Origin of the sequence: Wansuia hejianensis (assembly GCF_014337215.1) — a bacterium.
Classification (GTDB): Bacteria; Bacillota; Clostridia; order Lachnospirales; family Lachnospiraceae; genus Scatomonas; species Scatomonas hejianensis.
Genome location: NZ_CP060635.1, coordinates 3,646,412 through 3,661,045, shown reverse-complemented (window position 1 = coordinate 3,661,045; position 14,634 = coordinate 3,646,412). Strand labels below are relative to the sequence as shown.

The 14,634-nt window shown below is 50.1% G+C and carries 14 protein-coding genes and 1 other annotated feature; of the genes, 3 read left to right on the top strand and 11 right to left on the bottom strand.

The genetic code is table 11. The features are described from left to right. The first annotated feature begins 103 nt into the window (after positions 1-103). Positions 104-883 carry an IclR family transcriptional regulator gene (locus H9Q79_RS16780; RefSeq protein WP_118646290.1) on the top strand — a complete coding sequence of 260 codons (780 nt, stop codon included), beginning with the start codon at positions 104-106 and terminating at the stop codon, positions 881-883. 216 nt (positions 884-1,099) lie between these two features. Here the strand turns inward: H9Q79_RS16780 and H9Q79_RS16775 are convergent, their stop codons facing one another. The 4 genes from H9Q79_RS16775 to H9Q79_RS16760 all read right to left on the bottom strand — a co-directional run bounded on the left by H9Q79_RS16775 (position 1,100) and on the right by H9Q79_RS16760 (position 5,570). Then, positions 1,100-2,512, bottom strand: a complete 1,413-nt coding sequence (locus tag H9Q79_RS16775) for an amidophosphoribosyltransferase (RefSeq protein ID WP_118646291.1) — start codon at positions 2,510-2,512, stop codon at positions 1,100-1,102. A 171-nt stretch (positions 2,513-2,683) separates the two neighbouring features. Beyond that, positions 2,684-3,763: a uroporphyrinogen decarboxylase family protein gene (locus H9Q79_RS16770; RefSeq protein ID WP_249328769.1), complete on the bottom strand. Its 1,080-nt coding sequence runs from the start codon at positions 3,761-3,763 to the stop codon at positions 2,684-2,686. Positions 3,764-3,796: 33 nt separating this feature from the next. Next, positions 3,797-4,837: a uroporphyrinogen decarboxylase family protein gene (locus H9Q79_RS16765; protein WP_249328768.1), complete on the bottom strand. Its 1,041-nt coding sequence runs from the start codon at positions 4,835-4,837 to the stop codon at positions 3,797-3,799. Between the two features lie 22 nt (positions 4,838-4,859). Continuing rightward, on the bottom strand, positions 4,860-5,570 hold the full coding sequence (locus H9Q79_RS16760) for a FadR/GntR family transcriptional regulator (RefSeq protein WP_249328767.1): 711 nt from the start codon (positions 5,568-5,570) through the stop codon (positions 4,860-4,862). Positions 5,571-5,768: 198 nt separating this feature from the next. Here H9Q79_RS16760 and H9Q79_RS16755 point away from each other — a divergent pair, with 198 nt between their 5' ends. Continuing rightward, entirely contained in the window at positions 5,769-6,404 is a 636-nt protein-coding gene (locus H9Q79_RS16755) for a hypothetical protein (protein ID WP_147371465.1), read from the top strand. Positions 6,405-6,510: 106 nt separating this feature from the next. Here the strand turns inward: H9Q79_RS16755 and H9Q79_RS16750 are convergent, their stop codons facing one another. Together H9Q79_RS16750 and thrS are read right to left on the bottom strand one after the other, a co-directional pair. Then, complete coding sequence (locus H9Q79_RS16750) at positions 6,511-6,831, bottom strand: DUF1540 domain-containing protein (protein WP_118646299.1); 321 nt, start codon at positions 6,829-6,831, stop codon at positions 6,511-6,513. 62 nt (positions 6,832-6,893) lie between these two features. Continuing rightward, positions 6,894-8,807, bottom strand: coding sequence for a threonine--tRNA ligase (gene thrS, locus H9Q79_RS16745; protein ID WP_118646301.1), 1,914 nt, complete (start codon positions 8,805-8,807; stop codon positions 6,894-6,896). An 87-nt stretch (positions 8,808-8,894) separates the two neighbouring features. Continuing rightward, positions 8,895-9,104: a binding site (T-box leader), on the bottom strand. Between the two features lie 213 nt (positions 9,105-9,317). On the opposite strand from thrS, the gene H9Q79_RS16740 reads away from it, so the two are divergent. After that, a complete protein-coding gene (locus H9Q79_RS16740) occupies positions 9,318-10,196 on the top strand; it encodes a LysR family transcriptional regulator (RefSeq protein ID WP_118646303.1) in 879 nt (292 codons plus the stop codon). 24 nt (positions 10,197-10,220) lie between these two features. Here H9Q79_RS16740 and H9Q79_RS16735 read toward each other — a convergent pair whose 3' ends face one another. The 5 genes from H9Q79_RS16735 to H9Q79_RS16715 all read right to left on the bottom strand — a co-directional run bounded on the left by H9Q79_RS16735 (position 10,221) and on the right by H9Q79_RS16715 (position 14,619). Continuing rightward, positions 10,221-12,605 (bottom strand): ATP-dependent DNA helicase, encoded by a 2,385-nt coding sequence (locus tag H9Q79_RS16735; protein WP_249328766.1) that lies wholly within the window; start codon positions 12,603-12,605, stop codon positions 10,221-10,223. Positions 12,606-12,748: 143 nt separating this feature from the next. Next, positions 12,749-12,988 carry an HPr family phosphocarrier protein gene (locus tag H9Q79_RS16730; RefSeq protein WP_118646305.1) on the bottom strand — a complete coding sequence of 80 codons (240 nt, stop codon included), beginning with the start codon at positions 12,986-12,988 and terminating at the stop codon, positions 12,749-12,751. Positions 12,989-13,174: 186 nt separating this feature from the next. Continuing rightward, positions 13,175-14,002, bottom strand: a complete 828-nt coding sequence (locus H9Q79_RS16725; RefSeq protein ID WP_118646307.1) for an Mrp/NBP35 family ATP-binding protein — start codon at positions 14,000-14,002, stop codon at positions 13,175-13,177. A gap of 27 nt (positions 14,003-14,029) precedes the next feature. Beyond that, positions 14,030-14,377: a metal-sensing transcriptional repressor gene (locus H9Q79_RS16720; protein WP_118646309.1), complete on the bottom strand. Its 348-nt coding sequence runs from the start codon at positions 14,375-14,377 to the stop codon at positions 14,030-14,032. Between the two features lie 17 nt (positions 14,378-14,394). Further along, a complete protein-coding gene (locus tag H9Q79_RS16715) occupies positions 14,395-14,619 on the bottom strand; it encodes a hypothetical protein (protein ID WP_118646311.1) in 225 nt (74 codons plus the stop codon). Between the last annotated feature and the right edge of the window lie 15 nt (positions 14,620-14,634).

The window sequence follows — 14,634 nt, the reverse complement described above, 5'->3', positions numbered from 1 at the left end:
GCTGCTTCATGTGTCAACCAGAAATTATATATCTATTTCATTTTCTTGCCAGGAATTGCAAAGTATAGTATACTAGACCTCAAAAACGGAAGGGGTTCCAGATATGAACAACACAGTCATCAAGGCTTTTGAAATTTTAAAGCTGGTTTCTCAAAACAAAAGCGGACTTACACTGGCTCAAATTACCAGATCACTGAACCTCTCCAAAAGCACTGCATTTAATATCGTTCATACATTGACAAACGTAGGCTTACTCACCATGGAGGAAGGTCAGCTTCCAGTATACCGGATGGGTATTGAAAGCCTGAAGCTGGGCCTGGCCTATCTGCGCGAAACCTCCCTGGATACAGCAGCGCGCCCGGTTCTTTCCCGTCTGTGCAGAGATGTTCAGGAGACTGTTTTTATGGCGGTCCGCTGCGGTATGACAGATCTGGTCTACATCATGAAATTTATATCTGATTCAGAATTCCAGACTGTCTATTCGGTGGGAGACGTCCGGCCTATGCTCTCTCTCGGCATGGGCAAAGCAATGCTCTCCGCCATGACAGATGAAGAAATCCGGTCAATTATAACTCCCGAACACTTTTCCTTCAGCAACCAGCCTTCCATCTCAGACATGAACTCACTGCTGGAATACATCCATAATACAAGAAATATCGGCTATGCTATCGACGATACCTCAGAAAATATTTACTTCGCAGGTACTGTAGCCGCTCCGGTTTTGGACATCGATAACCATCTGGCCGGTGCTATTTCTATCGTCTTTATCCGAGATCCCCGTAATATAGACCGCGTTCAACTACTCGGCCAAAAAGTCAGCCAGGCGGCGCTGGAAATCTCTCAGGGACTGGGTTACATGCACAGCAACTTGTATTCCACCTGATTCCTCCTCGAACCCTATTGTACATCACCAGCCTGCCCGCCGAATTTACCTGACAAGATACTGGCTTGCCGGACTCGCGCGCCGGAGCGCGGTCGCCTCAGCGGCCATATTTTCTCAGTGCGGAGTGCGCATCCCCCGGAACTATCCTATGAAATAAAAAACAGTGTAACAAAAGATAATTCCTATCTCTTGTTACACTTAAGTTTCCAGGCCATTCTATTCTTTTCCGTTAAAGCAATACGTACAAACCTTGCAAGGATCAATCCCAATAGACGCCAGCAGATCATCCAGCCGATGAAAACGGAGCGTTGTAAAATTCTGCTGTTTCCTGATATCTTCAATTAACTGAGCATACCGGCAGCTGCAGGGATCGGCATATTCATCCAACACCTCCTGGGGGCAGCTGTCGCCTTCGCGCTTCCGGATCGTCTGCCTGGTAATCAATTCCATCTCCGATTTCGACCGCGAGAAATTCAGGAACTTACAGCCGTACAAAAGCGGGGGGCACGCAGGACGGACATGTACCTCCTTAGCGCCGCTCTGATATAAAAATTCGGTTGTCTCCCTGAGCTGTGTGCCGCGGACAATTGAATCATCAATCAGCAGCAGCTTTTTATTATTAATCAGCGCCTGTACAGGAATCAGCTTCATCCGTGCAATCAGATTCCTCTGATTCTGATCCGTGGGCATAAAAGAACGGGGCCAGGTTGGCGTATATTTGATAAACGGCCTCGCATAAGGGATTCCTGATTCGTTGGCGTAACCGATTGCATGGGCCACACCGGAATCCGGCACGCCGGCCACACTGTCCGGGTGAACGGAATCCCCGTCACGCTTTGCCAGCATACTGCCGCATTTATACCGCATTTCTTCTACATTGACGCCCTCGTAGGAAGAAGTGGGATACCCGTAATACACCCACAAAAAGGAACAGATCTTCATCTCATGCCCCGGCTGTTTCAGCGTCTCGACTCCTTCCGGTGTAATATATGCGATTTCTGCCGGTCCCAGCTCCCTGTAATCGTTATAGCCCAGATTAATATATGCATGGCTTTCAAACGAAACACAGTAAGCGCCTTCCTTATGCCCGATCACCAGCGGTGTCCTTCCAAAACGGTCCCGGGCCGCATAAATTCCTTCCTTAGTCATCACCAGCATGGTCATAGATCCGTCCACAATCTCCTGGACATATTCCATACCTTCTAAAATCGAATCCTTCTCACAGATCAGCGCCGCAATCAGCTCCGTCACATTCACCTGCCCGTTTGTCATCTCCTGGAAATGTGAATGCGCGCTGTTAAACAGCCGGACCCGCAGCTCGTCATAATTATTCACTTTACCAACCGTTGTGATCGCAAAGCTTCCCAGCTTCGACTGGATCAGCAGCGGCTGCGGCTCAAAATCGGAGATACAGCCAATCCCCAGATTGCCCTTCATCTCTCCGACATCATGGTCAAATTTCGTTCGAAACGGAGAATTCTCAATATTGTGGATCGCACGGTTAAATCCCTCAGCCCCGTATGTTGCCATTCCTCCGCGCCTGGTTCCCAGATGAGAATGATAATCTACTCCATAAAAAAGCTCTAACGCACATTCATTCTTCGATGCTACACCAAAAAAACCGCCCATTTCACAACTCCTTTTCTGCTCCTGCTATGAATTCCGGCATTTCCAAAACACCGTAACATACCCATTCCTCCTGAGAAATAGGCTGTACTTTTATATCATATCATAAAACCAGTTATACTGGGCAGATATTTTCTATAAATTTCAAAAGAATACGTTATAGTATCTCCCATTTCAGTTTTGCTTCCGGCCAGCCGGTGAAGAGGGCATGCCGTGCCCCAGCTTTACCAGCGCCTGCACGTTCTCCAACGGCGCATCCACTGCGATCTCACATCCGCTTCCCAATATGAACCGGCTTCCGGCGGCTGCCTTCTGAATGGCTGTCATTGCTTCTTCCCTCACGTCCTCTGCCGTCCCTGACATCACGTTACCGGCCGGATTAATATTTCCCAGCAGACAGACTCTGTCTCCTATCTTTTCTTTATAATAGGATAAATCCACTTTATAATCCACCTCCAGGATATCGCAGCCGGTATCTGCCAGTTTTTCTGCCACTCTGCTATTATTTCCGCAAATATGCAAAAGTGTTGCAAAGGAATAATCTTTCTTCAGCAGATTCAGCCTTCGGAAAAATTTTTTTTCAAAAGGCAGAGCATATTTCTCATATATGGCTGGCGAAATCATATCCAGCGAAGCCAGAGAATCCGCGTCCTGGACGATGCTGGCCCCCGCCTTAACGCAGGCCTCTGCAAAACGGCAGAGAGTCTCCGTACAAACCTCCATCATCTCCATGATATATTTTTCTTTCTCTGTATCCTCTTCTGCCTCAGTAACCGCCAGCTCCATGACAAACTCATTAATCCCCATCAGATGGGCTGCCATGGCCAGAGAACCGCAGCCGGGCGCCCGTACAGGAACTTCTCCCTTCAGCTTCTCCGCCAGATGGCCAACCGCTTCTATATACACATAGGCACGGCCATCTCTGTACGGATCGATAGGTCTCAGCTTCCCAACATCTTTCAGTTCCTTCACCGGCACCTCTCTGACTCCCGGCAGCCTGTCATGGTAGTATTCTGTCTTAACGCCCATTCCTTCCACCATATAATACTGGTCCGACTGAGCGACTACCACATCCTGACCCACCAGCTCCCAGGCCCGGTACTGGGCTTCCGCCAGCTTCTTCCCGTCAAGATAGCATTCATCAAGCGTATAACCTGACGTATGTATGGAAAAATTCCCATTGTAAGGAGCCACGGGGAGACAGTCTGTCTGCTCTCCCCGGATCGCTCCGAATACCCTCTCCATCGAATTCATTTTGCTCCTCCTTGTATCTATAAGCATCTGCCTCTAAATATGACGGTATTTCAGCGCCGCACGGCAGTAGGCCTCCACATTTTCCAGCGGAGCGTCCATGCCGACACCGTTGGACGGCGATATGATATAGCGGCCGTTCCTTCCCAGGATCTCTGTCACATGTTTCACATTCGCATCGATTTCTTCCGGTTTCAGGAACGGAATCACATTCTGGTTGCAGATACCTCCGAAGAAGGTCAGCCTTTTACCGTATTGATCCGCCAGCTCCTGAATGTCCATGACATTAGGCTGTACAGGGTTCAGCACGTTCACTCCGATCTCTATCAGATCCTCAATGATCGGCGTGATGTTGCCGCAGCTGTGATGGATCACAGGCAGGCCTGCATTTCTGTATACTGCAATAATCCTGGCCAGGCGCGGCTTGATATACTTTCTCCACATGGGCGGGGACATAATCATTCCAATCTGGCTTCCGTAGTCATCCACTGTCCTTCCGCAGTTTACACCCAGCTGGATATAACGTTTCGCCAGCTCCACATGAAAATCCGTGATGCGGTCCAAAAGGTCGCTGACCAGTTCCTCTTCTTCAATGAAATCCGCAAGCACATTCTCAAAACCCCTCAGGATGTACGCCCTCTCGAACAGACAGCAGAAATGATAAGCGGTTACTATATGTGTCTCCGCATATTCCTTCACCAGCTTCTCCGTATAGTCCAGATAACCCGGCGCCCAGGGATCCGGAAAAACATACTTTTCGTAATCTTCCCAGTCTGGAATCGGATGGCTGCAGTAAAACAGATCCTGGGAAGTATCCCAGTCACAGCCCCACTCATCCGTGATCACAGCCTTTCCGCCAAAATTCTTGGTCTTCATCTGAAGTACAGCACCGTTCATATAGGCATACAGCACATGATTCGGAAAGAAAGGCAGCAGTTCCAGATCGCTGACATTAGTAATCCCTTTACTGGCCAGGAAGTGCTTCAGTCCGCTGCCCGAAAAATCACACTGTACAGGCAGCATATCCAAATCCTGCCCGAAAGCACATCTTGTAAAGCGTTCACGTTCATTCATCATTATTTTTCTCCTTTTTTCTTCTTTATTTATTTTTAATTCCTTTTGTAACCCGCTCTTTCACATCTCGGATATGCCCTGCCATCGCTTCCCGGGCGCCCTCCTCGTCACCGGCCTGAATTCTGTCGATGATTCTCCGGTGATATTCAAGAGCGGCCTTGGTCTTATCCTCAGACATCACTTCTATATTACTTTTCAATAAGACCACAGCCAGCGCATCAAGCATGCTGCACATAAATACATTCTGTGATCCTTCGGCTATCGCCTTATGTACACGGAAATCACATTCAACAATTTCCTCCTTGTCACCTCGCTCTACTGCCTCTTCCAACCTCGCGTTGGCCTCGGCCATGGCTTCTATCTGATCCCCGGAAGCCCTCCTGGCCGCCAGCGCCACTGTCTGCACCTCTAGTGCCTGCCTCGCTTCGCTCATATCCAGAACATTAAAAGCTTCAATCATCTGGCTGGTGTTAAAGATCCTGGCTGCTCCTACCGGTATGTCCGTCAGGTAGGAACCACTCCCCGCCCGTTTTTCTACAATCTCCATTGACTGCAGAACTCGGAGTGCTTCACGGACAGAGGAACGGCCGACACCGAACATCTCCGAAAAATCTCTTTCCGTCGGAAGGAGCTCACCCGGCTGGTAGACTCCCTGTTCTACCAGATCGAGTATCTTCGCCACAATCTTCTCACAAATTGTTGTCTGTTTGATTTTCCCTATTATCTCTTTCTCCATAGCTCTCCTCCCGTCCTTCATGTATTCAGGTTGTCAGACCAATTTTGTTTATAACATATCATTCTGCGGCATAATTGTCAATTAGCAATATCCCATAAAAAAACGTCTTTGTTTTTTCACAGTTTTACTCCACGGATGCTTGTCTTCTTCAGAAAGTGATGATAAAATTGTACCAGAAAAAATAGAAGGGATGTTGTTATGAAAAAACGTTTTATATACCCTGTCATAGCCGCTCTGTGCCTGACAGCTCTGGCAGCGGGAGGCTGCAGCAAAGAAGAAACTGTCACTGGAAGCAGCTCCGCCTCCTCTGCCTCAGCCGGCAAAAACCCGTCTTCCACTCCTGCCGCAACGCCTGAAGCGTCGCCCACCGAAGACCCGTCAACCATGGGAGAAGGCGCGGCGCCAACGGACATGCCTGAACTGGAGTCTGCCATCGCCAGGAGCTTGAATGAAACCTGTGAATTTACGAAAGATGGACAGTCTCTGTATACCGTGACAATCACTGGTGTTTCCTTCACAGACCGGAGAGCAGTCGTAGATACTGAAGAACCTGAGAAAATCCTGCTCGTCACCTATACTTACCAATCCCTCACTGACGATCCCGTGTTGGTGGATGACATGAGCTTCCGTTGTATCATCAATGATACTGAAGTCGCCCCGCCCTACTACCTGACAGACCAGGTGATGCCTGAACTATCCGTCAGGGATCAGCCTGTCACGGCCGAGCTGGCATACAATGTTCCCGCCAATACTGAAAAAGCCGCTTTGTACCTGACGAATACTTCCAATCCAGAGGGGGACAGCTTCCTGGTAACAGCCAGTTCCATCCAATAGCCCCACATATTAAAATAAGCGCAGGCCGTTCCACAACCGGAACGGCCTGCGCCTCACTCACAGGAGCATCAGGCAAGCTGCTGACTCTCATCTGTGATCATAATTATTACTTACAGCGAAAGCTGCCACATCTCGTATCTTCACGATGGCAGGCTTCACAGCCTTCAATATTAATGGCTCCTGCCACACATTTGCATTTGTCGTTTGAAATGCAGTCATGGGCATCGCAGTCAACACCGATATTGGTGCAGCCGCATCCGGTTCCCATGCTGTTAGACATGGAACCTTCATTTCGCTCCTTAAAGCTTTCGCAGCAGGTCTCGTCCGCGGTCATCGCGTTGCTTCCGCCCACCTTGATATCGCCCTTAGAACAGAGCTCCCCATCGTTATAGACGCACGTCATTGCTGAACATCTTAAAGCCGGCATATACAATACCTCCTTTCATTTATTCGGAGATAGTATATCCTGTTTTCCGGTATTTATTCGCGTCACTCAGCCTGCATTCTTTTTTCAGCAATTTCTGATTTAATTTCTGCGACGAAATCCTCCAGGCTCTTCTGTCCCTGGTCTCCACCCAGACGGGTGCGGACAGCCACGACTCCCAGCTCTTCTTCCTTGGCGCCCACGACCAGCATAAATGGAATTTTCTGATTTTGAGCCTCGCGGATTTTGTAACCGATTTTTTCAGAACGGACATCCAGCTCTGCACGGATTCCTGCATCTTCCAGCGATTTCTTAATTTTCTCACCGTAATCCAGGAATTTTTCGGAAATCGGCAGTACCTTTACCTGTACCGGAGCCAGCCAGGTCGGGAAAGCCCCTGCAAAATGCTCAATCAGTATACCGATAAACCTTTCAATCGACCCGAAAGCAACTCTGTGGATCATGATCGGCCTGTGTTTTTCTCCGTCAGCTCCTGTGTATTCCAGCTGGAAGCGCAGCGGCAGCTGGAAATCCAACTGGATCGTTCCGCACTGCCAAGTTCTTCCGATAGAATCCTGCAGATGGAAATCAATCTTGGGACCGTAGAAGGCACCGTCGCCCTCGTTGACCGCATATTCCAGACCCAGGTCATCCAGGGCGCCCCTCAGCGCTTCTGTGGCCATCTCCCAGTCCTCGTCGCTTCCCATGGAATTCTCCGGCCTGGTAGACAGCTCTACATGATATTTGAATCCAAACAGGCTGTAGACCTCATCGATCAGCTTTGCAACCCCTTTGATCTCATCTCTGATCTGATCCGGAGTCATAAAAATATGGGCATCATCCTGGGTGAAGCAGCGTACACGCATCAGCCCGTGAAGCTGTCCTGACTTCTCATGACGGTGGACAATTCCCAGCTCACCCAGACGCAGGGGAAGATCACGGTAAGAGCGCGGTTCCGACTGATACACCAGAACGCCGCCGGGACAGTTCATGGGCTTGATCGCATAATCCTGCTCGTCGATCACCGTCGTATACATATTATCCTTATAGTGATCCCAGTGGCCGGAAGTCTCCCACAGGCTCCTGTTCAGGATGATCGGCGTGGCGATCTCCTGATAGCCGTTCCGGTTATGAAGCTCATGCCAGTAATCCAGCAGCGCGTTTTTCAATATCATACCCTTCGGAAGGAAGAATGGGAAACCCGGTCCGGCATCATTCATCATGAACAGTCCCAGTTCTTTTCCCAGCTTTCTGTGGTCACGCTTTTTAGCCTCTTCCATCATCGTCAGATAATCGTCCAGATCACTCTTCTTAGCAAAAGCTGTACCATAGATGCGGGTCAGCATCTTGTTGTGCTCATTCCCTCTCCAGTAGGCACCGGCCAGACTGGTCAGCTTAAACGCCTTCACCGGCTTGGTACTCATCAGATGGGGACCCGCGCAGAGGTCCACAAACTCGCCCTGCTCATAAAAACTAATCTCTGAGCCCTCCGGCAAATCCTCAATCAGTTCGACCTTATACGGCTCCTGCCGATCCCTCATGAAGGCGACTGCCTCATCCCTGGGCAGAGTAAATCGTTTCAGGGGAAGCGCTTCTTTGATGATCTTTTTCATCTCTGCTTCAATTTTCTCCAGATCCTCCGGAGTGAAGCCGCCTTCAATATCTATATCATAGTAAAATCCGTCCGCAATAGACGGCCCGATGGCTAGCTTCGCCTGAGGGTACAGGCGCTTAATGGCCTGAGCCATGATGTGGGAAGTCGTATGGCGATAAGCAGCCAGGCCTTCCGGATCATTTGCGGTCAGAATATTCAAACTGCAATCCTCATCAACTTCATGCCTTAAATCTACAACCTCCCCGTTTAATTCGCCGGCCGTAGCCATGCGCCCCAGACCCTCGCTGATGTCCCTGGCAATATCCAGCACAGACATCGGTGAACTGTACTCCTTGGTTGATCCATCCTTCAACGTAATAATCATATTCCTCTCTCCTTTTCAGCTTAAGAATAAATAGACAGGCCGGCTGAACAAAAAAAGTATTCATTCCCTGCAGTTTCCTGAGAAACGGCAAGGGACGAATACTTTTGAATTCGCGGTTCCACCCTGATTGTCCTGAATCTGCATTCAGAACCACTTCATTATGACGATAACGGAATCACCGGGCCTGATTGGGGCCGCTCCGAGATGGTCTTCAGCTGGTTCCTGCCGGGATGCTTCCACCGTTCCATCCCTCTCTGTGACATTGCCGCAGCTTACTCTTCTCTTCAGCGCTTTCATTTATATGCTTATATCTGTGTTTTCATTCATTATAACACCATTCTTTTATTTGTCAACGCCGGAGTTTCTCTTAACTTTTCACCGTACTAGCCAGCTTTGTCCGGGACAGCTTCACATAGAAGAGCGGCTTGCTTCTTTTCTGAAGCTCCAGATAAATGAAACTGTTGACATACTAACTTTTCCTCTTTATACTTTTTATAAGGAGGTCTTATCATGGATATTAATTATGAGTTATATAAAGTCTTTTATCACGTAGCCGTTTCCCTGAGCTTTTCGGAAGCTTCCAAACAACTGTTCATCTCTCAGTCAGCCGTCAGCCAGTCTGTCAAAGTGCTGGAAAAGAAACTGGGTATCACTCTCTTCATCCGCAGCACCAAGCGGGTACAGCTGACGCCGGAGGGTGAGATTCTTCTGCGCTACGTAGAGCCTGCCATCAACCTGATTAAGCGTGGAGAAGCCCAGCTCATGGAATCCAGCACCCTGGGCGGCGGCCAGCTGCGCATCGGAGCCAGCGATACAATCTGCCGCTATTTCCTGGTCCCTTATCTGAACCAGTTTCACAAGGAATATCCCAATGTCCACATCAAGGTGACCAATCAGACCTCCACGAAATGCGTGGATCTCCTGGAATCCGGGCAGGTGGACTTGATCGTCACCAACTATCCCAATTCCCACCTCCCGGAACGCATGAAATCCATCCCGATCCACACCTTCCAGGATGTATTTATCGCCAGCCGGGAATATTATCCCGAACTGATGGACAAGGCCATCTCCCTAAAGGAGCTGCTGAACCATCCGATCCTGATGCTGGACCGGAAAAGCACCACCAGCGAATTCCTCCATCAGCTATTCCAGCAGCACCAGCTGGACCTGGTGCCGGAAATCGAGCTGGGCAGCAATGACCTGCTGATCGATCTGGCGAATATCGGACTCGGCGTCGCTTTCGTCCCAGACTACTGCCTGACCAGTACCGGAACCCTCTTTCAGGTCCATATCACAGAGCCGCTTCCCACGCGGGAGCTGGTCATCGCCCACAACGCCCACCTCCCGGTTCCCCAGGCCGCCAAAGCGTTTATACAGTCCTTTTCCTGAGACCCGACGGATTCCCGCGCCCTATCAGCACCCGATGCGGTCCCAGAATTCTCTGATTTCACCGGCGACGGTCTGGAGGGTACACAGCCGGCAATCCGACCATTCCCTGGGGAACAGGTCCCGGTACTCCCGGAGCCGGAACCGCTCGTCCAGCAGCAGGATCACTCCCTGGTCCTCTGTGGTTCGGATCACCCTGCCGGCAGACTGAAGAACTTTATTCATTCCCGGGAACCGGTAGGCGAAGTCAAAACCGTTTTCTCCTTTCCGGTCATAAAAACGGCGCAGCAGCTCCCGTTCATCGCCGATCTGGGGCAGCCCTGTCCCTACGACGATTGCCCCGATCAGCCGTTTTCCGCTCAGATCAATGCCTTCTGCAAAAATGCCCCCCATCACACAGAAACCAATCAACGTGCGCCCATCCTCATCCTGAAAGCCCGCCAGGAAATCTTCTCTGGCCGCCTCTCCCATGGACGGAGTCTGACAGACACACCGGCAGCCATCCGGGGCTGCCGGAAGGAATTCCTGTTCAAAAATCCCATAAACTTCAGAGAGCATCCGGTAAGACGGAAAGAACACCAGATAGTTGCCACGCCGTCCCATCGTGACCTGCCGGATATAGGAAGCCATCCGTACATATTCTTCCCGGGTCCTGCGCTTATACCTGCTGCTCACATCGCTGCCGATTGCCAGATACCGATTGGACGGGGCGAAGGGCGATGGGATATATACTGCATAATCGTCCGTGCGGGCGCTCAAGAGACTCTGATAATACCTGACCGGCAGCAGCGTGGCCGACAGGAACACCGTACTTCTCCCCCTGTCCAGGCAATTCTGCAGGTTTACGGCCGGATTAACACAGAACAGCTTCAGCTGGAATTTTCCTTCCTCCGTATGCCTGGTATAAATCAGATAGTTCTCATCTACCAGCTCATAGATTGACGCGAAGGACCGGGCCTGAAAGTAAAATTCCAATACCTCTTTTCTCAGACTCCCTTCTGCCAGCTCCGGAAGGAATTCCTCCAGTTCGCCCAGAAGCCCTGTCAGTAACAGCACAAAGCTGCCCACTGATTCCAGCTCTCTGCACTCATCACACTCCCGTTTATTGACCAGCAGTTGATGGTTGCAGCGCTCCAGGGCCTTTTCCAGCTTCTTACTGTAAGCTCTCAGCTTTTTTTTCATCTCCAGGAAATCTTCTTTATACAGGCTGGCGCTGTACATCTCCCGTCCCCGTTCTACCAGGTTATGGGCTTCATCGATCAGGAAAAGGTATTCTCCCTTCCTGCCTCCTTCTCCGAAAAACCGTTTCAGATGGACAACCGGGTCGAACACGTAATTATAATCACAGATCACCGCATCCATAAAAACCGCCAGATCCAGCTGCATTTCATAGGGACATACCTGCCATTTTTCACTCTGGGCAAGAATATCATCCCTTCCAAAGCGCTCCTGTTCCGTCAGCATTTCAAATACCGCATCATTCACCCGGTCGAAATGCCCTTTAGCCCGTGGGCAAAGCTCCGGATTGCAATCCACCTCCTCACAGACACACATTTTCTCCTTGGCAGTTATGGTCAGAGCTTTGCAGAAAAGCCCCTGCCCCTTCAGCACGGAAAATGCCTCCTCCGCCACCGTCCGGGTAATCGTCTTTGCCGTTAAATAGAAGATTTTCTCGCCATATCCCTCGCCCAGGGCGCGAACCGCCGGGAACACAGCTGACATGGTCTTGCCGATTCCCGTGGGAGCCTGGACAAACAACTGCTTCTTCCGCAAAATCGTCCGGTACACATCGGCAACCAGACCCTTCTGACCCTGCCGGTAGTCGAAGGGAAACTCCAGGCCTTCCATGGAGGCATCCCGCTTCCGCTCCCAGCACACTTGAAAGTCCGCCCACTTGTAATAAGAATCTAAAAGGCTGGAAAACCACAGGTCCAGTTCCTCCATCCGGAAATCCTGGACGAATTTACGAACCTCCTCCGTATCCATGTTACAATAGGTCATCTGTACGCGGATCTGCTCCAGCTTTTGCTGCAGTCCGTAGACATATGCATAACACTTCGCCTGAGCCAGGTGAACAGGCACCGGCTCCTCTAACTGCTCCAGATTCTGGTAAACCCCTTTGATCTCATCAATCACAGTCCCCTTCTGGTCAGTAAAAATACCGTCGGCACGCCCCTCCACGATCAGGATAAAATTCTCATATTCTTTTTCAAAGCGCAAAGGTACCTCCGCCTGATAACCGCCCCCCATGCGCTTCTGAAGCTTCCTGTGTATCCTGCTCCCCTGCTGCATGGCCTCCTTGTCAGCCCAGCCTCCTCCCCTGTTATCCAGATCGCCGCTGCGCAGCAGAAATTCCACCAGAGAACGGACAGAAATCCTTTCTCTCTTTTTTTCTCCTTTCCTGTCCGCCACCTCCGGCTCACCTCCAATCGGCTGATTGATTGCTCCCCCGGCCGGTCCCGCCCGAGAAGCCCATCCCTATTAACAGAAAAAGCTGCTGCAGATCACTCTGCAGCAGCATCACAAAATCACATCACATACCTGTCTGTCCCCGTTCAGGCTTCCATCGCGGAAAACCGCTTTAAGGTACGGTTAAAATCCGGATTGGTGCCATAACACTGAACAGTCAGCGCCTGGCTCAGGTCCATGCTGAGTATGCCGAGAATGGACTTGGCGTCGATGATTACACGGTTATAAAAAATATCAATGTCGAAATCACATCTAGAAGCGGCGTCAACAAACTCTTCAACTTCTTCTGCATCATGAAACCTGACTTTCATTTTCGTCTCAGACATATCAATCATCCTTTCCAAATACTTCTATAAAAGCTGTGAACAATTGTCCTCTTTTCATTTTTCTTTTACGGTAGTATCTCACTTTTTGGCAGGAATTGTCAATCGACGAATCGACGAAAATATTGTGAAATCGTTCTCATATTTGTGCAAACCGCTGTAAAATCAGCAGAAAATTTTTGTAAAATCCTATTTTTTCAGGGACGCTGCAGCGTTCTCCAGATATTCATTTAAGACTTCCGCAAACCGTCCTTCGTCGGCTGCTTTTGCATATTCGGTCTGGATCGGCATCTTGCCCAGAACCTCCAGATCCATAGATGCCGCTATTTCATCGATGTGGCTCTCACCGAACACATAGATCCTCTTGCCGCAGTCCGGGCATTCCACATAGCTGTAATTTTCCACAATCCCCAGCACTGGAACCTTCATCATCTGGGCCATCTTGTAAGCCTTCGTCACAATCATCTTCACAAGATCCTGAGGTGAAGTCACAATCACGACACCCTCCACCGGCAGTGACTGGAACACCGTCAGCGGAACGTCGCCTGTTCCCGGAGGCATGTCCACAAACAGATAATCCAGCTCGCCCCAGACCACATCTGTCCAGAACTGCTTCACCATATTGGCAATGATCGGGCCTCGCCAGATTACAGGCTCTTCCTCACCCGGCAGCAGCAGATTGATGGACATCACCTTAATGCCGTTGGCCGTCAGCGGCGGATAAATCCCATTGTCATCCACCTGGGCAGGGCCCTGCAGCCCAAACATACGGGGAATTGACGGACCGGTAATATCGGCATCCAGAATCCCAACCCTGTAGCCCTTCGCCGCCATGGCATTGGCCAGGGACGCGGTTACCAGAGATTTCCCCACGCCTCCCTTGCCGCTCACCACGCCGATCACATGGCCGATGCTGGAATAGCTGTTCAGCTCCGCCCGGAAATTCGGCTTTTCTCTGCTGGGACAGCCCTCACAGCTCTCCTTTGTACACGTTTCATTGCTGCATTCCTTTTCCATTTCAAATGTCTCCCTTGATATTATCTCTTATTTAATAAACTGATCGATTGCTTTGTTCAATTCGTCCAGCGCTTCCGTATCGCCGCTCTCCACCGCATCCACTATGCAGTGGGCGATATGGTCATGCAGGATCACCTTACCGGTGTTATTAATGGCTGCCTTCACCGCTGACAGCTGGATCAACACCTCGCTGCAGTCACGCCCGCTCTCCACCATGCGCTTAATGGATTCCAGATGGCCGATTGCGCGGGAAATCCGGTTTAATACCGCCTTTGTATTCTGATGCGTATGCGCGTGGGTGTGCTCATGGGTATGTTCCACCACCGTACCGTCTTCCAGCACATGGGTGTGTTTCTCCGTTGATAAATGCTCCATTGTATTCCGCATCCTTTCTATTCAGAAAAAGTATACCGCTGGTGGATTCCCGAAGTTATGATATCGAATACCATCGTACCGTCCGGGCGCACCGTTTTCTCATAAGTCATTTCTTTATCCTTAAATTTATCCCGGATATAAGTTTCCGGATCATCGGTTTCAATTTCTTCTATAAACACATCCCGCATCTGATTGTTCGGGCACTGATTAAAGATCTCCCAAACTGCTTCGTATGTTTTCATAATCCTGCCCTCCTC